General features: G+C 65.9%; 20 protein-coding genes. 6 read left to right on the forward strand and 14 right to left on the reverse strand.

The genetic code is table 11. From position 1 onward, the window contains the following. Nucleotide 1: 1 nt before the first annotated feature. The 7 genes from lexA to CLV78_RS03400 form a co-directional block, all read right to left on the reverse strand. On the reverse strand, nt 2-697 hold the full coding sequence (lexA, locus tag CLV78_RS03370) for a transcriptional repressor LexA (RefSeq protein ID WP_106203328.1): 696 nt from the start codon (nt 695-697) through the stop codon (nt 2-4). A gap of 79 nt (nt 698-776) precedes the next feature. Continuing rightward, complete coding sequence (locus CLV78_RS03375; protein WP_106203329.1) at nt 777-1,949, reverse strand: molybdopterin molybdotransferase MoeA; 1,173 nt, start codon at nt 1,947-1,949, stop codon at nt 777-779. After that, nucleotides 1,946-2,422: a cyclic pyranopterin monophosphate synthase MoaC gene (gene moaC, locus CLV78_RS03380; RefSeq protein ID WP_106203330.1), complete on the reverse strand. Its 477-nt coding sequence runs from the start codon at nt 2,420-2,422 to the stop codon at nt 1,946-1,948. Before moaC ends, CLV78_RS03375 begins: the two co-directional genes overlap by 4 nt. Next, entirely contained in the window at nt 2,422-3,246 is an 825-nt protein-coding gene (trpC, locus tag CLV78_RS03385) for an indole-3-glycerol phosphate synthase TrpC (protein ID WP_106203331.1), read from the reverse strand. Before trpC ends, moaC begins: the two co-directional genes overlap by 1 nt. After that, nucleotides 3,243-3,911 (reverse strand): uracil-DNA glycosylase, encoded by a 669-nt coding sequence (locus tag CLV78_RS03390; RefSeq protein ID WP_106203332.1) that lies wholly within the window; start codon nt 3,909-3,911, stop codon nt 3,243-3,245. Before CLV78_RS03390 ends, trpC begins: the two co-directional genes overlap by 4 nt. Further along, nucleotides 3,908-4,927 (reverse strand): anthranilate phosphoribosyltransferase, encoded by a 1,020-nt coding sequence (gene trpD / locus CLV78_RS03395; RefSeq protein ID WP_106203333.1) that lies wholly within the window; start codon nt 4,925-4,927, stop codon nt 3,908-3,910. Before trpD ends, CLV78_RS03390 begins: the two co-directional genes overlap by 4 nt. Beyond that, nucleotides 4,924-5,505 carry an anthranilate synthase component II gene (locus tag CLV78_RS03400; protein ID WP_106203334.1) on the reverse strand — a complete coding sequence of 194 codons (582 nt, stop codon included), beginning with the start codon at nt 5,503-5,505 and terminating at the stop codon, nt 4,924-4,926. Before CLV78_RS03400 ends, trpD begins: the two co-directional genes overlap by 4 nt. 143 nt (nt 5,506-5,648) lie before the next feature. Between CLV78_RS03400 and CLV78_RS03405 the strand changes: the two genes are divergently transcribed. The 3 genes from CLV78_RS03405 (at nt 5,649) to CLV78_RS03415 (ending at nt 8,734) form a co-directional block, all read left to right on the forward strand. Beyond that, entirely contained in the window at nt 5,649-7,661 is a 2,013-nt protein-coding gene (locus CLV78_RS03405; protein WP_106203335.1) for a divergent polysaccharide deacetylase family protein, read from the forward strand. Nucleotides 7,662-7,730: 69 nt separating this feature from the next. Then, nucleotides 7,731-8,093, forward strand: coding sequence for a TfoX/Sxy family protein (locus CLV78_RS03410; RefSeq protein WP_106203336.1), 363 nt, complete (start codon nt 7,731-7,733; stop codon nt 8,091-8,093). Continuing rightward, entirely contained in the window at nt 8,093-8,734 is a 642-nt protein-coding gene (locus CLV78_RS03415) for a TIGR02453 family protein (protein ID WP_106203337.1), read from the forward strand. The genes CLV78_RS03410 and CLV78_RS03415 overlap by 1 nt, the downstream gene beginning before the upstream one ends. 2 nt (nt 8,735-8,736) lie before the next feature. Here CLV78_RS03415 and speB read toward each other — a convergent pair whose 3' ends face one another. Next, nucleotides 8,737-9,687 (reverse strand): agmatinase, encoded by a 951-nt coding sequence (gene speB / locus CLV78_RS03420; RefSeq protein ID WP_106203338.1) that lies wholly within the window; start codon nt 9,685-9,687, stop codon nt 8,737-8,739. Between the two features lie 232 nt (nt 9,688-9,919). On the opposite strand from speB, the gene cls reads away from it, so the two are divergent. Then, nucleotides 9,920-11,332: a cardiolipin synthase gene (gene cls, locus CLV78_RS03425; RefSeq protein ID WP_106203339.1), complete on the forward strand. Its 1,413-nt coding sequence runs from the start codon at nt 9,920-9,922 to the stop codon at nt 11,330-11,332. A 157-nt stretch (nt 11,333-11,489) separates the two neighbouring features. Then, nucleotides 11,490-12,245, forward strand: a complete 756-nt coding sequence (locus tag CLV78_RS03430) for an endonuclease/exonuclease/phosphatase family protein (RefSeq protein ID WP_106203340.1) — start codon at nt 11,490-11,492, stop codon at nt 12,243-12,245. A 336-nt stretch (nt 12,246-12,581) separates the two neighbouring features. Here CLV78_RS03430 and CLV78_RS03435 read toward each other — a convergent pair whose 3' ends face one another. Then, on the reverse strand, nt 12,582-13,664 hold the full coding sequence (locus tag CLV78_RS03435) for an AI-2E family transporter (RefSeq protein WP_106203341.1): 1,083 nt from the start codon (nt 13,662-13,664) through the stop codon (nt 12,582-12,584). Between the two features lie 102 nt (nt 13,665-13,766). Here CLV78_RS03435 and CLV78_RS03440 point away from each other — a divergent pair, with 102 nt between their 5' ends. Beyond that, nucleotides 13,767-14,213: a GNAT family N-acetyltransferase gene (locus CLV78_RS03440; RefSeq protein WP_158263410.1), complete on the forward strand. Its 447-nt coding sequence runs from the start codon at nt 13,767-13,769 to the stop codon at nt 14,211-14,213. Between the two features lie 60 nt (nt 14,214-14,273). On the opposite strand, the gene trpE is transcribed toward CLV78_RS03440, so the two are convergent. The 5 genes from trpE to gpt all read right to left on the reverse strand — a co-directional run bounded on the left by trpE (nt 14,274) and on the right by gpt (nt 21,138). Next, on the reverse strand, nt 14,274-15,788 hold the full coding sequence (gene trpE / locus CLV78_RS03445; RefSeq protein ID WP_106203343.1) for an anthranilate synthase component I: 1,515 nt from the start codon (nt 15,786-15,788) through the stop codon (nt 14,274-14,276). A 5-nt stretch (nt 15,789-15,793) separates the two neighbouring features. Continuing rightward, complete coding sequence (locus tag CLV78_RS03450) at nt 15,794-17,641, reverse strand: peptidyl-prolyl cis-trans isomerase (protein ID WP_106203344.1); 1,848 nt, start codon at nt 17,639-17,641, stop codon at nt 15,794-15,796. Between the two features lie 153 nt (nt 17,642-17,794). Beyond that, nucleotides 17,795-18,985 carry an aminotransferase gene (locus CLV78_RS03455; protein ID WP_106203345.1) on the reverse strand — a complete coding sequence of 397 codons (1,191 nt, stop codon included), beginning with the start codon at nt 18,983-18,985 and terminating at the stop codon, nt 17,795-17,797. Between the two features lie 603 nt (nt 18,986-19,588). Next, the gene (locus CLV78_RS03460; RefSeq protein ID WP_106203346.1) at nt 19,589-20,362 is read right to left on the reverse strand and encodes an L-iditol 2-dehydrogenase; all 774 of its coding nucleotides are present in this window, start codon (nt 20,360-20,362) and stop codon (nt 19,589-19,591) included. Nucleotides 20,363-20,619: 257 nt separating this feature from the next. Beyond that, complete coding sequence (gene gpt / locus CLV78_RS03465) at nt 20,620-21,138, reverse strand: xanthine phosphoribosyltransferase (RefSeq protein ID WP_106203347.1); 519 nt, start codon at nt 21,136-21,138, stop codon at nt 20,620-20,622. Nucleotides 21,139-21,143 lie beyond the last annotated feature (5 nt).

The following is a 21,143-nucleotide window of genomic DNA, read 5'->3' on the forward strand; positions in this document are numbered from 1 at the left end:
TTCAGTAGCTTCGGATGAGGCCCACCAACCGGCCCTGCACCTTCACCTGGTCGTCGCGGAAAAGCCGGGTTTCATAGGCCGGGTTCGCCGCTTCAAGCGCAATCGTATGGCCACGGCGACGGAAACGCTTGAGCGTTGCCTCGCTGTTTTCGACCACGAGCGCCACGACGATATCGCCGTCATCGGCGGTGGTCTGTTCACGGATCACCACGACATCGCCGTCGTTGATCCCGGCCTCGATCATGGAATCGCCTTTGACTTCAAGCGCGTAGTGATGACCGTTGCCGACCATCTGACCGGGCACGGCAACCGTGTGGCTGACCTGACTGATCGCCTCGATTGGCACGCCGGCAGCGATCCGGCCCATGACCGGCAGTTCGGTGGCATGAATCTGGAGCGGAATGGAATTGGCCGGTTGCGGGGCCGGGGAGGCCGCCGCGTCCCCGTCGATGACGACCGGCTGGAACCCCTTGGCCTGCAAGGCATCCGGCAGTTTCACGATCTCGATTGCGCGGGCACGGTGGGCGAGACGGCGGATAAATCCACGCTCCTCCAGTGCCGTGATCAGGCGGTGAATGCCCGACTTGGAGCGCAGGTCCAACGCGTCCTTCATCTCGTCAAAGGAAGGGGGCACCCCGTCGCGCTGCGTGCGCGCGTGGATGAACTCCAGAAGGTCGAGTTGTTTCTTCGTCAACATGGCGTGCCCTCGCTGGCTGCAAAGCTCTGCGTTTACGCCATGTTCTGCCAGTGTTCACGTTTTGTGTCAACCGCACTGCCTAAATTGCCACCACCTCCACCGTCTCGCCAGCGGAGCGTGGCCCGTCTGCAACGGGGCGGACCAGCAGCGCATTGGCACTGGCAAGCACGGTCAGCAGCGCGCTGTCCTGGCGGCGAAAGGGGGTGACAACGCCGTTCTCGACAATCGCCCGCATGTAGTGTTCCCGAGGGCCGTTCGCAGCGATGTCACAGGCGAGCGTCGCCTGGGTCCGCGGGGCCGGACCAGCGTCGAGTCCAAGCATCGCACGAACCAGCGGCAGCAGGAAGATCGTCCCGCAAACCATTGCGGATACAGGGTTTCCCGGAAGGCCAACCATGGCGGCACCGTTCAGGCGACCGGCCATTAACGGTTTCCCCGGGCGCATGGCCACCTTGTAGAAGGAACGCTCCATACCAAGATCGCCTGCGACTTTGCCGACAAGATCGTGGTCTCCGACCGAGGCACCACCAATCGTCACCACGAGGTCGGCGCCTGTCGCAAGCTCGAAGGCTGTCCGCAGGCTGCTCTCGGTGTCCCGGGCAATGGGCAACATGCGGACCTCGGCGCCGGCGGCTTCCAGCATCCCTTTCAGGCCGAAGGAGTTGGAGGCAATGATCTGGTCGGCGCGCGGCGCTTCGCCGGGCATGACCAACTCGTCACCGGTGGCCAGGATCGCGACCACGGGCCTGCGGCGGACTCTCAGGAGCGGCACGTTCATGGCCGCGGCGAGGGCAACGTCGCCGGGTGCCAACCGTCGCGGCGCCTCGATCCTGTCCCCGGGTTTGAAGTCGCCTCCGGCGGGGCGGATGTTGTCGCCATGGCTGTCGGCATCGGTGATGGTGATCCGCGCGCCGTCGCGGGTCACGTTTTCCTGGATCACGACCATGTCGGCGCCTTCGGGAACCACGGCTCCGGTGAAGATGCGAAGGGCCTGGCCGGATGCGATGGTCCCGGTCCAGGCGCGCCCGGCCGGGGCCTCGCCGACCACGTCGAGCGTGGCGCCGGACCGGACATCGGCCTGTCGCACGGCATAGCCATCCATGGCGGAGGCAGGGAAGGGTGGTTGGTTGCGTGTTGCCACGACCGGCTCGGCCAGGACCCGGCCGTTGGCCTCCGTCAGGGGGACGGTTTCGGTGGGCATCAATGTCGCCAGCGCGGTGACTTTCGCCAACGCCTCCGAGACCGGGATCATGCGCCGGCCTCGTAGAGCCCCGACTTGCCGCCGTCCTTGAGCACCACGCGGATGCCGCCGATCTCCATGCTCTTCTCGGCGGCCTTGAGCATGTCATAGATGGTGAGCGCGGCGGTGGAGACCGCCGTCAGCGCCTCCATCTCTACTCCGGTCTGGCCGGTGGTCTTCACCGTTGCCGCGATCCGCACGCCGGGCAGGGCCGGATCGGCCTCCAGTTCCACGGCAACCTTGGTGATCGGCAGCGGGTGACACAGCGGGATGAGGTCGGATGTCTTCTTGGCGGCCATGATGCCGGCAAGCCGTGCCACACCAAGCACATCGCCCTTTTTCGCGGTGCCCTGCTGTACGAGGTCCAGCGTCGCGGGCGACATGCGGACCCAGCCCTCCGCCACGGCTATCCGCGAGGTCACTTCTTTGCGGGAGACATCCACCATGTGGGCGCGGCCTTCGCCATCGAAATGGGTGAGCGACATCAGATGCCCCCGCCATGGGCCGCCGTGAGCGGATTGGCCAGCAACGTGCGCGTCGCGGTTTCCACGTCGTCCTGCCGCATCAGGCTTTCGCCGATCAGGAAGCAGCGTGCGCCATACATGGCAAGTTCGGCCAGTTCCTTCGGCCCCGACAGCCCGCTCTCGGAGATGATCAGGCGATCTTCCGGGATGTGCTTGATCAGCCCGCGCGTGGTGTCCAGCGTCGTCTCGAACGTGTTCAGGTCGCGGTTGTTGATACCGACAAGGCGGGACCTGAGCGTCAGCGCACGGTCCAGTTCCGCGCGATTGTGAACCTCGATCAACGCGTCCATGCCCCATTCGAAGGCAGCGGTCTCCAGTTCGGCGGCCTGGCTGTCGGTGACAGACGCCATGATGATCAGGATGCAATCGGCGCCGAGCGCGCGGGCCTCGGCCACCTGGTAGGTGTCGTACATGAAGTCCTTGCGCAGCGCCGGAAGCGACGTGGCCGCGCGGGCGGCGGTGAGGAAACTGTCATCTCCCTGGAACGACGGGCCGTCTGTCAGCACCGACAGGCAGGTCGCGCCGCCGCGTTCGTAGGCTTGCGCCAGCTCGGCCGGGTCGAAATCCTCCCGGATCAGACCTTTGGACGGGCTTGCCTTCTTCACCTCGGCAATCAGCCCGTATCCCTGGTGAACAGCCTTGCGAAGCGACGCCTCGAAGCCGCGGATCGGGGCGGCGGACTTCGCGGCGGCCTCGACCTCCGCGAGCGGGCGTTCGGCCTTGCAGGCCTCGATGTGGTCGAGCTTGTAGGCCTTGATCTTCTCGAGGATCGTTGGGGTGCTCATGCGGCCTCCGGGGATGTCCAGTTGATGGGAGAGTGACCCTGCGCCTGCAACCAGGAATTGGTGCGGGAAAAGGGGCGTGACCCAAAAAAGCCCTTCCGCGCCGAAAGCGGCGAGGGATGGGCGGTTTCGAGGATGAAATGGTCGGTGCCGGTGAGGGCCCCGGCCGCGGTGGCCTGCGCGGGCTTGCCCCACAACAGGAAGGCCCGGGGGATGGACGACAGGCGGGCAATCACCTGCCGGGTGAGCGCCTGCCAACCCAGCGACTTGTGGCCATGCGCCTCGCCTGCGGGCACGGTGAGCACCGCGTTGAGCAGAAGAACGCCCTGACGGGCCCAGAACCGCAGGTCTGCATTCGGGGGCGCGGCGCCGAGGTCGGCTTCCATTTCCTTGTAGATATTGCCGAGCGAGCGGGGCAGGGGCCTGACATCCGCCTCCGCAGAGAAGGCCAGCCCATGGGCATGGCCCGGCGTCGGGTAGGGATCCTGCCCGAGAATCACCACGCGGGTCTGGTCGGGCTGGGTCAGTTCCAGTGCAGCGAAGACGTCGCGCTCCGCTGGAAGCACGTCCCGCTCTTCCGCGTCGAGTGCGGCGGCAATGCGCGGCAGGTCCTGGGCAAAGAACGGCAGATCCCCCCAGGCGCCGATATGTCGGACACTCAGGGTCATGACGTCGCCGTGGTAACCCTGGCAAGGCCGGTGACTTTCGCCCTGGCCGCGCCGCTGTCGATGCTGACGCGCCCCATTTCCACACCCTGCTTCAGGTCGTCAGCCACTCCGGCAACCACGAGTGCCGCGGCGGTGTTCAACAGCACGGCGTCGCGATAGGCGCCCGCCGCACCGTCGAGAAGTGCTGCGAAGGCGCGGCCGTTTTCCTCCGGGGTGCCGCCGAGGATCGCTTCGAACGGGTGGACCGGCAGGCCGGCATCCTCCGGGGCGATCTCCATGTCGGTGACGGTGCCATCCTTCAGGGCGCACACCTTGCTCGGCGCGGCGATGGAAAGCTCGTCGGTGCCGTCGCCGCCGTGCACGAGCCATGCGGCCTCGGAGCCGAGCGAGTGCAACGTCTCCGCCATGGGGCGGATCAGCGCGTCGGAAAAGGCACCGGTCAACTGGCGTTTCACCCCCGCGGGGTTGGTCAACGGCCCGAGAATGTTGAATATCGTCCGCGTGCCGAGTTCCGCCCGGGTGGGCATGACGTGCCGCATCGCGGGATGGTGCATCGGGGCCATCATGAAGGCGATGCCGACCTCTTCGAGTGCTGTCTGAACCACGTCGACGCCGACCATCACGTCGATTCCCATCTGCCCCAGCGCATCCGCCGCGCCGGATCTGGAGGACAGGTTGCGATTGCCGTGCTTTGCAACAGGCACGCCTGCGCCGGCCACGACAAAGGCGGTCGCGGTGGAGATGTTCAGGGTGCCCTTGCCGTCGCCGCCTGTGCCGACGATGTCCATGGCGCCCTCTGGAGCGGTCACGGCATTGCACTTGGCGCGCATGACGCGGGCGGCGGCGGCAATCTCCTCGACCGTTTCGCCACGGGTGCGCAGCGCCATCAGGAAGCCACCGATCTGGCTTGGCGTGGCTTCGCCTTCGAAGAGTGCATCGAAGGCGGTCTCCGCCTCGGCGCCGGTCAGCGGTCGGTCGGCGGCCAATCCGATCAGGGGTTTAAGGCTGTCGCTCATGCTGGCACCTTCATGCGCTTGAGGAAATTCTGCAACATCAGGTGTCCATGTTCGGACCGGATGCTCTCGGGATGGAACTGCACGCCCTCGATGGGCAGATCCTTGTGGCGCAGGCCCATGATCGTGCCATCGTCAAGCCAGGCAGAAACCTCGAGGCAGTCGGGCAGGGTCTCTCGGTCGACCACCAGCGAATGATACCGGGTGGCCTCGAACGGACCGTCGATGCCGGCGAAAACGCCCCTGCCGTCGTGGTGGATATGGCCCATCTTGCCGTGCACGATCTCGTGGCACCGGACCACGTTGCCCCCGAAGGCCTCCCCGATCGTCTGGTGGCCAAGGCAGACGCCCAGGAGCGGCACCCGGGCCTCGGCAGCGGCGGCTGTCAGTGGCAGACAGATACCTGCTTGTGCGGGATCGCAAGGGCCGGGGCTGAGGATGATCGCCTCCGCGCCCATCCCCATCGCCTTCTGCACGTCGATCGCATCGTTGCGCCAGACCTCGATTTCGGCCCCAAGCTCGCCAAGATAGTGAACGAGATTGTATGTAAAGCTGTCGTAGTTATCGATAAGTAGCAGCATTGGCGTCGTTCCGAGCAATTGGGGGTGAACCGCCGGGCGGGTCGGGCTATACATGTTCAGAGGCTTCTTCCGGGGTCAAGGTCATCCAGGGCTCCGGACGAGGCGCGAGGCGAGAGCGCAACGATAAAAAACGGGGGTAAGACATGGGTCGTGGTATCCTGTCAGGCCTGTTCTGGGGCAGCGTCATTTCGGTTCTGGTATTGGGGGCTGTGTCGCAATTGACACCGCTCCCGCGAGAGATGGCCGCGTCCGGCGAGGTGCCGGCGACCGACGACGTCCCGCAGGGCGCCGATGGCACCGGCACGGAAGACGTCGCAACATTGCCCGCACCGGAGGCCGAGAGCACACCAAGCCCGGCGGATCCGGTCGGGCAACCGGCGGCAGAGGCCGGCGACACCGATGTGACCGCTGAGCTGGACGTGCCAGCCGGGTCCGAGTTCCGCCGTGGGCTGCCGGAAGCCGAAGCCGCGCTTCCCGAGAGCGACGCCACTCCGCGCGCCGGCGGTACGCCAGCCGTGCCGCAACCGGAGGCCGACAGCGCGGCCTCCCTGCCGGGCGCCGAGGAAGCCAGGCGCCCCGACACACCCGAGCAATCCGTGACCGCGCCCGATGCCCCGGCGGTCGGCGACGATGCGATCACGCTCGCCGAGATTTTCGCCGGAGCGCCGGAGGGCGGTATCAATCCCGCCCCCGGGCCGGGAGAGGTTGCCACGCCCGCCGCCGAAAACAGCCCCGATGCGCAGACCACGCAAGGGTTCCCGCCGCCGATCACCGCCGAGAGCGTGGTTGGCGAGACAGTCCTTTCCCCGCGGAGCGACAGCGAGTCCCTTGCGCCGGCCGGGACCGCCACGGAAGCGGATGCCGTGGCGGCGCCCGAGGCCGCTCCGGCCGTCATGGACCAGAGCCCGGCGGCCCAGCCTTCGGGTGAGGTCGCCACGATCCCGGGGCAGGCCGCGCAAGCCGTGGCTCCGGCCCCGCAGACAGAGGTTGCCAGCGGTGTCGTGGCAGGCGACGGCGCGGCGTCCTTGGCGCCGGCCGACACAGCGGTCGAAGCCACCACCGAAACCGCCATGGCCGCTGCGCAACCGCAGCCTCAGACCATTGTGCCGCAACCGCAGGCCGACCCCGCCGCGCAGCCGGCGCCGGAGAGCACGAGCCCGGCGACGGCCGACGCGGAGCGTGCCGATGCGGAAACTGTCGTCGCGGCCATCCCGCCGGATGTCAGTTTCACCGTCCCCGCCGTGCCGGACGTGCCGTCGCCCGGGGAGGAGAGTTCCGCCGAGCCGGGGCAGGCGGCCCGCAACTCTGGCGCGGCACCGACGGGCGTCGGCGCCCGGGTCCGGCCCCTGACCGAACGCGGAGGCGGGTCAAACCGGCTCGTTCAGATCGGTACCGACCAGCCGGCCACGGAGACCGCAGAGGCCGAGGCCGAAGCCGCCGAGGACGCGGAAGCCCCCGAACCGGCATCGCTCGATGCGCTGTCACGTAATGCCGCGCCCTTTGCCAACCCCGAAGGCAAGCCGCTCTTCTCCATTGTGCTGGTCTATGATCCCACCACCGGGCTGGATCGCTCGGTCCTGAGCACGTTTTCCTTCCCAGTGACCTTCGCCATCGACCCGACCGACCCGCTGGCCGAAACCGCTGCGGCCGATTTCGCCGACGCGGGGTTCGAGGTCGTTGCGCTGGCAACCGGCTTGCCGGAGGCCGCACAGCCGAAGGATGTCGAAGTCGCGCTTGGCGCCATGCTGGCAACGGTTCCGCAGGCCGTGGCCCTGATGGACCCGCCGGAGGTCAGCATCGCCGGCAACCGGCAGGTGACTGAACAGGTACTGGAGATCCTGGCCGAGGATGGCCACGGGTTGATCGGCTGGGACCGTGGACTGAAATCGCTCAAGGCCTCGGCCGACAAGGTCGACCAGCCCGCCGCGCTGATCTTCCGCGCGCTTGATGCAGATGGCGAGAAAAGCCCGGTCATCCGTCGCTACCTTGACCGTGCGGCCTTCAAGGCAACGCAGGATGGCTCCGTGATCATGGCCGGTCGAAGCACGGCGGAGACGGTGAAGGCGCTCTTTGAATGGGCGCTGGATGGCAAGGCTTCCCAGGTCGCGCTGGCGCCGGTGTCGGCGGTCCTGCGGCAGGAGCGCGACGCCCGCTGAGCCGCAGAGCCGTCTGGATTCCTGTTGCGATCCGCCTAGAGTGGTCGTGCGAACAGGAAGGACGCCTCGATGCCGGATGACGAAGCCCTCGCCGCACGGATGCGCGATGCCCTGGGTGGTCTGCCCGGCGTGTCCGAGACCCGGATGATGGGTGGGATCTGTTTCCTGCTGTATGGCAACATGATCGGTGGCGTGCGTCGGGAGAAATCGGGCGCAGGCCATTTCATGTTCCGCGTCGGCAAGGACAACGAAGCCGTGGCTGCGCAACGTGCCGAAGCCGTGCAGGTGGAAATGGGCGGGCGCAGGATGGGCGGGTTCTTCTACGTGGACGAAGAAGTGCCGGACAGGGTAGTGGCGGAATGGGTGTCGCTTGCACTTGAGTTCGTGGGCAGCCTGCCGCCAAAGCCGCCGAAGAAACCAAAGGCCTCGTGATGTTCACCGCGGAGACGCTCCGGTTCCTGCGGGACCTTTCAATCAACAACTCCAAGGCATGGTTTGCCGAGAACAAGCCTCGATACGAGGCGCATGTCAACGCGCCGGCGAAGGCGCTGGCGGCCACGCTGGCGGCAGAGGTTACACAGCAGACGGGCGTGCCGCACCGGGAGAAGATCTTCCGGATCAACCGGGATCTGCGGTTTTCTCAGGACAAGACGCCCTATAACACCCATATCCACATGGCGTTCGTGCCGGAAAGCGGTCCAGCCACCCGGCCCAGTTACATGCTGGGCCTGTCGCCGGAGTACTTCGCGCTCGGGTGTGGGGCGATGGGATTCGACAAGGCGGGGCTCGCTGCCTTCCGAGAACGCGCAGCCGGGCCGGAGGGCGACAGGATCGTGCAGCTGTTGGTCGATCTTGAAGCCGAGGGCGTGCGCATTCCGCCGCCCGAGTTGAAACGCGTGCCTGCACCCTTCGGGGCCGATCATCCGCGTGGCGCATTGCTGCGGCGCAAGAGCCTGATGGGCTGGCGCGATGGCGCCAAGCCTGAGGAGGGGCTTGGCCCGGATCTGACCGCGCGTGCCATGGAAGGGTTCGTCCGCCTGCGCCCGCTCCATGATCAGCTGATGGCGACTTGAGGTCAGCCGCCCGTCATCACGCAAAGCAACTCGAACATGATCGAAACGGCGAGGAAGGCCGTGCCGCCCGAGGTGTCGAACGGCGGGGAGACCTCCACCATGTCGGCACCGACGATATCCAGCCCGGACAGCGCGCGAACCACCTGCAACGCCTGATAGGAGTTGGGCCCGCCGACTTCCGGCGTGCCGGTGCCAGGTGCGTATGCAGGGTCGACGAAGTCGATGTCGTAGGAGACGTAGGTGGGCGCGGTGCCGACGATGTCGCGGGCTTCAGCCATGACGTCGGCCACGCCGCGGTCGAAGACCTCCTCGATCGGGATCACCCGTATGCCGACGGCCTCGGCGAAATCCCGATCCTCACGGTCGTAGGCGGTGCCGCGAATGCCGATCTGCACGACTCGTTTCGGATCCAGAAGCTCCTCTTCCACCGCGCGGCGGAAGGGGGTGCCGTGGGTGTACATCGTGCCACCGAAATAGGAATGGAAGAGATCCGTGTGGCTGTCGAAATGAACCATGCCGAGCGGGCCGTCCTTGGCAAGCGCGCGCAGCACCGGCAGCGAGCAGAGGTGATCGCCCCCCGCCGTCAACGGCCGGATACCGGCGGCACGGACCTCGCTATAGAAGGCCGAGACACGCTCCAGCGTGTCGAGGATATCGGCCGGATTGGGCCCGACATCACCCAGATCGGCGCAATTGGCGGCCTCGAAGGGGCGGTGGCCGGTGACGGCATGCTCGGCCCGGATCATGGTGGACAGGTCGCGCAGCTGCCGCGGTCCGTGGCGTGGGCCGGGGCGGTTGGTCGTGCCGCTGTCCCATGGGATGCCGATCAGCCCGATGCCGACGTCGCGCAGCCCGGGCGCGCCGAGCGGAACATGGGGCAGCCGCATGAAGGTCGGCACTCCGGCAAAACGGGGCAGGTCGAATCCCGATACGGGTTGGAAGTCGTTGGACATGGGGTCTCCGGGGCGAGTCGTTTCGTCTCCGAGCCTAGGGCCGGCCGGGTTTTGCTGCGACCGGAAATCCCGCGGCGTGCCAGCCCGCCGGGTCCCGGGCGACCGTGTGGCGCCACAAGGGCGGTCTCATTCGACGCTGCCGAAAATACGGGCAGGTACTTGTCAGCCTTGCATAAGACGCCATGCGCGTGGATGATCGGCCTTGGTTCGTCCGGGGGGAGGAGAGGCCGCTATGTGGTTGTCGCTATACGCGTTTGGCTACCTGGTTCTGGAGATCACCGCCATCTGCTTTGCCTACAGCGCGGTCGCGCGTGCGCGCACTCCGCAGGGGTCCATCGCCTGGGTCGTGTTTCTGATTACCACACCGCTGCTGGCGGTCCCGGCCTACTTGTTCTTCGGCCATTTCCGGTTTCGCGGCTACGTCATCGCCCGGCGGGATTCGGAGGAGGTCATCGCCGGGATCGGCGCCTTTGCGAAGGGGCATCCGGCGCGCGGGACGGGTGGCGAATTCGGCTTCGGGTCCTTCGAGAGGATCGCGGAGTTGCCGGTTGTCTCAGGCAATTCCTTCGAGTTGCTGATCGACGGGCAGCAGACTTTCGACGCCATCTTCGCGGCGATCGATGGCGCCGAGCACTACGTCCTCGCGCAATTCTACATCATCCATGACGACACGCTTGGCCGGGCCTTCGCTGAACGGTTGAAGCGGGCCGCCGCGCGCGGGATCGAGGTGCGGCTGCTGTTCGATTCCGTTGGCTCGGTGAAGCTGCCCAAGCCCTTTCTCGAAGATCTGCGAGCTGCGGGCGTCGAGGTCGTCAATGCCAACGCAATCTACGGGCCACGGCACCGGTTTCAGGTCAACTTCCGGAACCATCGCAAGACGGTGGTGGTGGACGGACAGATCGGCTTTATCGGCGGGCTCAACGTCGGGGACGAGTACATGGGCCGCAGCAAGGCTTTCGGTCCGTGGCGGGACACGCATTGCCGGCTGTCCGGGCCGGTCGTGTTGCAGCTACAGCTGGTCTTTGCGGAGGATTGGCACTGGGCGACACAGCAATTGCCGGCCACGAAGCTGCTGTGGGACCCCAAGAGCGCCGAGGACGACGTCGACGCGCTGGTTCTCGCCACCGGGCCGGGCGATGTGATGGAGACGGGGTCGCTCTATTTCTGTGCCTGTATCACGCGGGCGCGGAAACGTGTCTGGATCGCGTCGCCCTATTTCGTGCCGGACGTGGATATTCTGACCGCGTTGAAACTCGCGGCACTGCGCGGGGTGGATGTGCGGATCCTCGTGCCCGATGCGATCGATCACAAGACCCCGTGGCTCGCGGCGTTCGACTATTTCGACGAGGTTCGGGAAGCCGGTGTCCAGGTCTGGCGCTATGCGGAGGGGTTCATGCACCAGAAGGTGCTCCTGGTGGACGAGGAGATCGCCTCTGTCGGGACGACGAACATGGACAACCGCTCCTGCCGTCTGAATTTCGAGGCCACGGTCATGGTTTTCGACGAAGGGGCCGTTGCGGATGTGGCGCTCATGCTGGAGGCGGACTTCGCCCGTTCCTTCCTGTTGGAGAAGCGCCTCGCGCAGCAGCCCTTGGCCATTCGCATCGGTGCCCCCTTCGCACGCCTCTTCGCGCCGATCCTCTAGGGCTCACGGTATCGTATCGCCGCAGATTTGGGCAATTGCGTCTCAGGGAGTGGCTCTCGCGGTCTTGTGTGCAAGTCGCGTGGCCGCGTTCCTTGCATGATTGCCGGGATGCCCCCATCTTTGGTGGCACGCGGTTTTTCGGGAGGATATGCGCAGCATGAAGCTTCGGCTTGCCAGCTACAACATTCAGAAGGCCGTCGGTGTGGATTTTCGCCGCGATCCGATGCGCATCCTGGACGTGGTGAACGGGCTGGACGCCGATGTCGTCGCGCTTCAGGAAGTGGACAAGCGGTTGGGCGAACGCCCGTCCGTCCTGTGCCGCAAGTATATCGAGGAAGAGACGGATTTCCGCATTGCGCCACTGTCCCGCAACGAGGTCAGCCTCGGCTGGCACGGGAACGCCGTTCTGGTTCATCGCGACCTCGAGATCACCGCAACCGAGCATATCGAATTGCCTGGGCTTGAGCCGCGCGGGGCGGTGCGGGTAGACGTGGAGACCGAGGCCGGACCTCTGTCCGTCGTCGGCACCCACCTTGGGCTGGTCCGTTACTACCGTCGCCTGCAACTGGAAACGATCCGGGCCCGGCTGGGCGGTCGCCTCGGCCGTTCGGTGATCATGGGCGATTTCAACGAATGGTCCGAAGACCGGGGGATGGAGCCGCTTGCCGGTGCCTTCGATATCGTGAACCCCGGAAACTCGTTCCACGCGGCACGGCCCATCGCGGGGCTCGATCGCTTCGCACTTGGGAAGGCGGCGCGCCTTCATGATGCCGGCGTCGAGGAAGGGGATCTGGCAAGCTGGGCTTCCGACCACCTGCCGATCTGGAGTGATGTGCAGCTTGATCCGGTGTCGCCGGTCGTCGCCGTCGACGAGGCGCCAATGCGGCTGGTCTATACCCCCGCCACCGGGTGAATGTGCCGCCCCCGGCCTTGAACGTGGGCCGGGATCGCCATCGTCATGCCGGGTGACACACAGGTATGCCTTCGGCAGGGACGCCCTTAACCACCCAGATCGCCGACCGCTGGTTGTCCCAACTCTCTCGTGCGCTTCCCCAGAAATCTGCCGCGCCTCCGCCGGTCGCGCGACGGCGGTCAGCAGTCAGCGGCGGGTGTCCGACAGGATCTACGACAAGCAATCACGCAGACGCCCGTATCCAGCTCGTGGTTGTTTCCAAGGGCGGGCAAAGTGGCGGTTGGTAGGATTCAACCGCCATTCCGGAGGGAGACCGCTCCCCTGAGAGGCGCGCGGTCAGTCACCCTCCGTCAGCGGTGCCGGGACACGATCCTTGGGATCGTTGTCGATCCAGAAGGTGAAAAGCTGGTGGAATACCGACAGGATCACCGGCCCGATGAAGATGCCGACCATGCCGTAGGTCATCAATCCGCCCAGCACGCCGATCAGGATCACCAGCATCGGTGTGTCCAGCCCCTTCGCCATCCAGATCGGCTTCAGGACATTGTCGAGCAACATGATCGGCAGCATCAGCACCGTGAAGATCAGCGCCTGCCCTGTGTCCATCGCGGTCCAGCTCCAGATGATCACCGGGACCATCACCACCGTTGGCCCGATCTGGACGATTACCAGGATCAGGATGACCAGCGCCAGCAGTCCCGCCGACTTGATCCCGAAGAGTGCCATCACGATGCCGGCCAGCAGCGACTGGATGACGGCAACGCCGATCACCCCGCGCGACACGTTTCTGACGGTCGCGCCTGCCATGTCGATCAGGGCCGCGCCGTTTCCGGCGAAGACACGCTCTGCAAAGCGGCGCGTGTAGTCGACCAGCGTCGGACCGGTGACCAGAAGGACGCCCATGATGATCACCGCCAGCCCCAGCCCCAGCATGCTGAGGCCGAGCCCGGCGACCTTCGCAAGCACGGCCTGCACGATCCCCAGCAGGGTGGTGGCGTATTGCGTCAGCACGGCTTCGAGGTTGGAATGTGCCTTGCTCCAGAACGCATGCAGCGGTTCGCCGACAAGTGGCAGTTCCAGCAGTGCCTCGTTTGGCGGTGGCAGTACGAGCGTCCCATCGGACAGACCTTCGTGGACAAATTGCCCGAGGTCGAGAATGCCGCCGGTCAGGATGGCCACCGGCCCGAGCGCGATCGCGAGACCGACAAGGGTCAGGATCGTCGCGGAGAGCTTTTTCCTGCCTCCGAGCCAACCGGAAAGCACGTCGTGCAGCGGGTAGACGGCGATGCACAGAATGGTGGCCCAAAGCATGAGACCGATAAGCGGCGCCACAAGGGTGAGCGACCCATAGATGAAGAGCGCGAGAAAGCCGATGCGGACCGTGAGATCGATCACCCTGGCGTCGGTGGATGCAGGCATGCAATGTCCTTTCGTTACAGGTGCAGTTGGCCACGCGGCCGGTTTTTTCACAAGAGGGTGTATGGTCTTGCGCGGTGCGCGGGGCTGGGTCAGACTCGCCTCATGTCCGACATCATGATCCGCCCCGCCCGCGCCGACGACGCAGCCGCATTCGAGGCCGTGGTCCGCGCCGCCTATGGTCCCTGGATCGGGCGGCTGGAGGGGCTACCGGATGTCAGTGCCGGGATCGCCGGGGAAATCGCGGACCACCACGTGTGGCTCGCTTCCACGGGAGAGGCGGACACGATCGTTGGTGGCATCGTGCTGCATGTGTCGGCGGAGGAGGCGCGGATCGCCAATCTCGCGGTGCATCCCGATTGCGGTGGACGAGGGATCGGGCGGGCGCTGATGGGGGTCGCTCTCGCGGCGGCGCACCGTGCCGGACACCGGCGGATCGCGCTGGCCACACACCGGGACATGACACCGACGCTGCGGTTCTATCGCAACGACGGCTGGGAGGAGGTCGGCCGCGAAGGGGTCAGGATCTTCATGGAGAAGCCGCTGGAATGAACCTCGGTGTAGACGGGGCTGGCGCCGATGCGATCAGCCCGGACCGCGCCGTCCGATGCCCTAGCCGTTGCCGTGCCGGACGAAACGGCCGGCGTCCTGCGCGGCGGCACGGATGGCGCGGGACTTGTTGACGGTTTCCAGCCATTCGGCCTCCGGGTCGCTGTCATAGACGACACCGCCTCCGGCCTGGATGAAGAGGTCCTCTCCCTTCAGCACCGCAGTTCGCAGCGCGATGCACATGTCCATGTCGCCGTCGGACGAGAAATAACCGACACCGCCGCCGTAGACGCCGCGTTTCTCTGGTTCCAGCTCGTCGATGATTTCCATCGCGCGCACTTTCGGCGCCCCGGAGACCGTGCCCGCGGGCAGGCCAGCCAGCAGGGCGGACAGCGCATCCTCGCCGTCCTTCAACTCGCCCACCACGTTGGAGACGATGTGCATGACGTGGGAATACCGCTCGATGACGAATTCCTCCGTCGGTTTGACGGTCCCGATCCGCGCCACCCGGCCGACGTCGTTGCGGCCGAGATCCAGCAGCATCAGGTGCTCCGCCATTTCCTTCTGGTCGCCCAGCAGGTCGGCCTCCAATGCGCGGTCCTCCTCCTCGTTGGCACCACGGTGGCGGGTGCCGGCGATCGGCCGGATCGTCACCTCGCCTTCGCGCAGCCGCACGAGGATCTCCGGGCTGGCCCCGATCACCTGGAAACCGCCGAAGTTGAAGAAGAACATGAAGGGCGACGGGTTCGTGCGCCGCAGCGAGCGATAGAGCGCGAAGGGCGGCAGGGGGAAGTTCACCGTCCAGCGCTGCGAGGGCACGACCTGGAAGATGTCGCCCGCCCGGATGTAGTCCTTCGCCTTTTCGACCGCTTCCTTGTAGGCGGACTTGGTGAAGTTCGACACCGGTTCTCCGACTTCGGCCTCCTCGGCCAGGCTCCGGCTCTCGCCCGGCACGCCGTTTTCGAGGTCGCGTACCGCGTCCATGACCCGCTCCGCGGCCTGGGCATAGGCCGCTTTCGCGCTCAACCCACCGCCTGTGAATGCCGGAGAGACAACGATCACCTCTCCCTTCACACCGTCCAGAACGGCCACCACGGAGGGCCGCATCATCACAGCGTCCGGAAGGCCGAGCGGGTCGGGGTTCACGTCTGGCAGATGCTCAACCAGCCGGATCATGTCGTAGCCAAGGTAGCCGAACAGCCCGGCCGCCGCCGAAGGCAAATCGTCGGGCAGGGTGATCCGGCTCTCCTCGATCAGTGCCCGCAGAGACGTCAGCGGATCGCCCGGTTCCTCCGCGAAGGCATCGGCATCGAACCGGGCCTGCCGGTTGATCCGCGCGGTCTTGCCGTGACATTTCCAGACCAGGTCCGGCTTCATTCCGACGATGGAATAGCGCCCGCGCACTTCGCCGCCGGTCACCGATTCCAGCATGAAGCTGTCGGTGCGCGCTCCGGCGAGTTTGAGCATCAGGCTGACCGGCGTATCGAGATCGGCCGCAAGCCGTGCATAGACGACCTGGTTTTCGCCGGCATCGTAGCGGGAGGCGAATTCGTCGAAGGCGGGTAGAAGCTGGGCCATCGTGATCAGCGGAACAGCTGGGTGTGGACGGCGTTCAGCGCGGCGTCGTTGAAGCGAATGCCCGCATCGGCCGTCAGCGCCCGTGCGTAGTAGGTGAAGATGTCATTGGCCAGCTCCTGCGCCGATTGCTGGGCCACAGCGGAGCGGAAGATGGCGATCTGGCTGTCCTCCGCGTCGGGCGGCAGAACCTCGTCAAGCTGCACCAGAACCACGGCGCCGGGAAGATCCACCAGCTGGCTTTCGCCTTCCTCAAGCCCGAACACGGCCTCCGCCAGAATCGGGTCGCCAGATTGCAGGAAGCCGGTGCGTGTGACCTTGGTCGCGGATTCCACGACTGCGCCGTTCTGGCCGAGCGAACCACCGACGTCGAGCTGGGCGCGGGCCTCTCCCGCTGTCTCCCGTGCCAGGTCGAGGCGGCGTTTTTCCTGCAAACCGGCAATGACATCGTCCCGCACTTCCTCAAGTGCCTGAAGGCGGGGCTCCAGCACCTCGTCGAGGCGCATGGCGAAGATCCCGCCGCCGTCCAGTTCGAGGATCTCGGGGAAGTCCTTTTCCGTCAGCGTTTCCGCGGCCGCGCGGAAGGTCTCGAAATCGGAGAGCGCGTGCTGCACGCCCGGGGCGTGGTCAAGCGTGCCGAGTTCCATGTCGGTCTCGCTTGCAAGGTCCTCCACGGTGGCGCCGCCAGCCAGACGGTCGTCGAGGTCATTGATCATGTCCTCGATCACGCGGCTGGCCTTTTCACGGCCGAACTCGGCCTGGAGCGCCTCGCGGGCCTCATCGAAGCTCGTTTCCTGCGCCGAGAGGATCGCGTTCATCCGGAACAGGGCCGGACCGAGGTCGGAGGGGTAGGGCCCGACGACACCCGGCTCCGTCAGTCCGAAGACGGCAGTGCCCGCACCGCCAAGCTCGCTTTCGGTCACATCGCCAAGGTCGATATCGGCAAGCGCAAGCTCCCGGTCCGCCACGAGGGTCTCGAAGTCGGTCTCGCCTGAGTCGATCTTCTGCTTGGCCTCCACGGCCTCTTCGGCCGAGCCGAAGACCAGCCGCTCCACCAGCCGCCGCTCGGGCATCAAGTACTGGTCCATTCGCTCGGCATAGGCCGCCCGCAACTCGTCCTCGGAGACCTCGACGGTGGCCGCGATCATGTCCGGGGTCAGCCACGCATAGGTGATGCGCTTCATCTGCGGCAGGGTGAAGTCGGCCTCGTTGGCCTCGTAGTACCCGGTGATTTCCTCGTCGGTCGGCGCGGGCAGGTCGTCGCCCATGCTGGCGGCGTCGAAACGCACCCAGCGGAAGCTGCGGCGCTCCCCGAACCATTGGGCCAGGACATCGACATACCCCTCCGGCGGGGCGACACCGGCGGCGACACTGGCCTGAAGGATATTGCGCGTGGCCTCCTTGCGGATGGTCTCCTCGAAATCGGAGACGGACCAGTTGTTCTGCTCAAGGAAGTAATCGTACCCTTCCCGGTCGAAACCACCGGTGATGCCTTGGAAAGCGGAGGAGGCGGTGATCATACGGGCCACTTCGTCGTCACCGACGGAGAGTTTCATCCGCGCGGCCTCGCCGTCCATCGCCTTGGTGCCGGCGAGCTGGCCGCGCACCTGCACCGGGATGCCGAGGGCATCCATGGTGGCGAGGCTGATGTCGGTCACGCCTTGCGCTTCCGCGGCTCGGACGGCCTGCGACAGGGCGCGGAAGTATTCCTCGGCGCTGATCTCCTCGTCGCCCACCGACCCGACAGAGGTCGCGGAGCCGCCGAAGTTGCTGATGCCGAAGCCGGTCAGGCCAAGGATCAACATGCCCATCAGGCCATACATAAAGATGTTGCTGGCCTTCTTGCCCTTGCTCATGTCTCGCCCTGCCTCCTGCGGATCTCGTCGGGTTTGTCTAAGCGGCCCGGGGGGCAGGGGCAAGGGGCCAGCAGGGGTTGTTTGCGCCGCCGAGCATGCGCGATGGGGTGGATCGGTGGGGCCGGGCGCGCAGTCACGGTGCCGGGCGGTGATCTAGTCCGTCAGTGTCACGCCACGAAGCCGCTCCACCAGCACCCCGATTTCCGCGCGGTCGATGTTGGCGAAGGCCACCCGCAGATGCCGCGCGCCGGAGGCATCACCCTTCGGCGTGAACATCGTCCCGGGCAGGCAGAGAATGCCGGCCACTTCCACAAGGCGCCGCGCCACGACGTCCGATGGCATCTCGAACGGGTGTTCGACATAGGCGAAATAGGCACCGCATCCCTTCAGCCGCCAGCCTTCACCTTCGAGCGAGGCGAACCCTTCGATCATCGCATCGCGGCGGTCGAGGATTTCCAGCCGCTCGCTTGCCAGCCAGTCGCCGAGGTTGCGCATGCCCCAGACTGCGCCGAACTGGCCGACCTGACTGGGACATATGGTGACGGAATCGATGAACTTCTCCACCTCTGCCAGCCGCGATGCGGAAGTGACGATTGCCCCCACCCGGTGCCCGGTCAGCCGGTAGGCCTTGGAGAAGGAATAGAGCTGCACCACCGTGTCCTGCCATTCGGGATCTTCAAACAGCCCATGCGGGGCGCCAGTCTGGCTGTGGAAATCCCGGTAGGTCTCGTCGATCAGCAGGGCAAGGCCGTGTTCGCGCGCGAGATCGCGGAAGGCGGCGATCACAGGGGCGGGGTATTCCACGCCACCGGGATTGTTGGGTGTGACCAGAACGATGGCCCGTGTCAGGTCTGTGATCAACCCGCGTGCGACCTCCGGATCCGGGATCAGGTTGGCGCCGGCGGGCAGTGGAACGGCTGTGATTGAGCTCATGTCGAGCCACATCTTGTGGTTGAAATACCAAGGGGTTGGGAGGAGAACCTCATCCCCCGGACCGGCAAGAGTTGCAATGGTGGCCGCGAAGGCCTGGTTGCAGCCGGAGGTGATCGCCACCTGTTCGGCCTGCACCGACCCGTTGTAAAGCCGGGACACCTGTGCCGCCACTTCGGCACGAAGCTCCGGCATGCCGAGGTCCGGGCCATAGAGGTGCAGCGCCTGGTCGTTGAGCACGGCATCGGCCATGGCACGCCGCATCGGCTCCGGTGGCGCGGCGACCGGTGCAGCCTGACTGACATTGATCAGCGGTCGGTTGGCGGGAAAGTCGACGCCTGAGACCCAGCGCGCGGCTTCAGGCACCGGCGAGACATCCGTGGCCGCCATGGCCGGGTTGAGGTTCAGGGGCATGCGAGTCTCCACGTCTCGGGCGGGTTCCGGCCGGTGTTAGCAGGCGGGGAATCGCAGGGAAAGGGCAAGGCAGCCCGCAGGCCGGGGATTGTCAGGGGCGTCAGCAGGCGCCGGGCACGGTCCGCGCAGGTGGACTGCCACGGCCGGACTGTGCGTTGCGGACGGGAAGAACGGGCGGCGAGAACGCGCGGTCAGCCGCGGGTCAGCGCTCCGGCGCTTGTGGAAGGGCGACAGTTGCGGCCGCTGCTGAGGATATGGAAACGTCCGCCGCCACCCCCTGCGTTTTGCTGGCGCGCTGCTTTCCGTGGTGCAGGCGAGAGTCATGGCGCCACTGGCCTTTCGATACGGGGCGCCTGCCCGAGTTGCCGCACGGCGGCTATTGCTACAGGCAGCGGCAGTTATTCTGTTCTCTCTGTTGGCGGGCCTGCTAGGACCCGCGTGCGCGTACAGCGTGCATAGGCCAACCGGACTTCGGCACCCGTCGGCACGCACCGACGTCCAACAGCGCGTCCGCTGTCGGCACATACTGTTGGTGCTGCGCCTGACTGCTAGCAATCGACCCTGTCGCCGTGCCGAAGGTTCCGGGGAACGCCGGGCGCGCCGTCAGCTCATCCAGTTTCCGCCGTCCACGTTCAGGGTCTGCGCCGTGATGTAGCGCGATTCCTCTGAGGCGAGGAAGACGCAGGGCTCGGCCACGTCTTCCGGGTGCCCCATGTAGCCAAGCGGAACCGCCTCGCCGACTTCGCGTTTCTTCTGCCCTACGGCCTTGTTCTCATACCGGGCAAAGAGCCCGTCCACGACCTCCCACATCGGGGTGTCGATAACTCCGGGCGCGATGGCATTCACCCGGATGCGGTCGCCGGCCAGTTCCAGCGCCAGCGATTGGGTGATCGAGATGACCGCCGCCTTGGTCGAGCAGTAGAGCGAGATATTGGGCTCACCGCGTCGCCCGGCCTGCGAGGAGAAATTGATGATGGCGCCGCCGTTGCCGCGGGCTTTCATGCCCGGCACCACGGCCTGGATCATGAACAAGGTCCCCGCGACGTTGATGTCGTACTGGCGGCGATATTCCTCCAGCGTGATCTCCTCAATCGAGGCCATCGTGAAGATCCCGGCGTTGTTCACGAGGATGTCGATCTGTCCCCAGGCCGCCTCAACCCGGGCTACGGCAGCAGAAATCGCGGGGAGGTCCGTCACGTCGAGCGCCAAGGCCATCGCATTGGGCCCCAGCTCTGCCGCCAGCGTCTCCGCCTCCTCCGCCAGCAGATCGGCAATGGCGACCTTTGCACCTTCCGCCATGTAGGCCTCGCAGATGGCACGGCCGATCCCACGGGCGCCGCCGGTCACGAGGGCCACCTTTCCGTCCAGTCGGTTCATGTCACTCACCCTTTCATTGGTTGAGAGATCGGCGCCGCGAAGGACCAACAGGCCGCTTTGGTCCGCCGACCGTTCCTCTCATCGCCTGTTTCGAGTGTTGATCGTCCGGCCCGGCCGCTCAAGCGATTTCGCAGGCCTGCACCGGCCATCATCGGCAAACCGCCCAAAGGATGCGCGGAGCAGAGCGGCGGGGAATGTGAGAAAAACCGGCGTGCCAGGATGCGATCGCCTCGCATCGGAAACAACACGCGGACCGGTCAGTCCGTGCCGCGATAGGGTTCCACGTATTGCAGCGCCATGTCCCAGGGGAAGAAGATCCAGGTGTCCTGGCTCACCTCGGTGATGAAGCTGTCCACCATCGGCCGGCCCTTCGGCTTGGCATAGACGGTGGCAAAATGCGCATTCGGATAGAGCTTGCGCACCAGTTCCAGCGTCTTGCCGGAATCCACCAGATCGTCGATGACGAGGATCCCGGTGCCGTCGCCCATCATCTCCGCGTCCGGCGCTTTCAGCACTACCGCGTCCATCTGGTGTTGGTGGTTGTAGGACTTCACGGAGATCGTATCGACCATCCTTACATCCAGTTCCCGCGCGATGATCATCGCCGGGGCCATGCCGCCGCGCGTGATGGCGACGATGGCCTTCCATGAACCGTCACCCGGTCCCTGTCCGTCAAGCCGCCAGGCGAGGGCCCGGCTGTCGCGATGGATCTGGTCCCAGCTGATGTGGAACCCCTTTTCATGGGGCAGGCGGTCGGGGCGGGGACGGTCGCTCATGTCGT

It is taken from the genome of Aliiruegeria haliotis, from assembly GCF_003003255.1.
Taxonomy (GTDB): domain Bacteria; phylum Pseudomonadota; class Alphaproteobacteria; order Rhodobacterales; family Rhodobacteraceae; genus Tropicimonas; species Tropicimonas haliotis.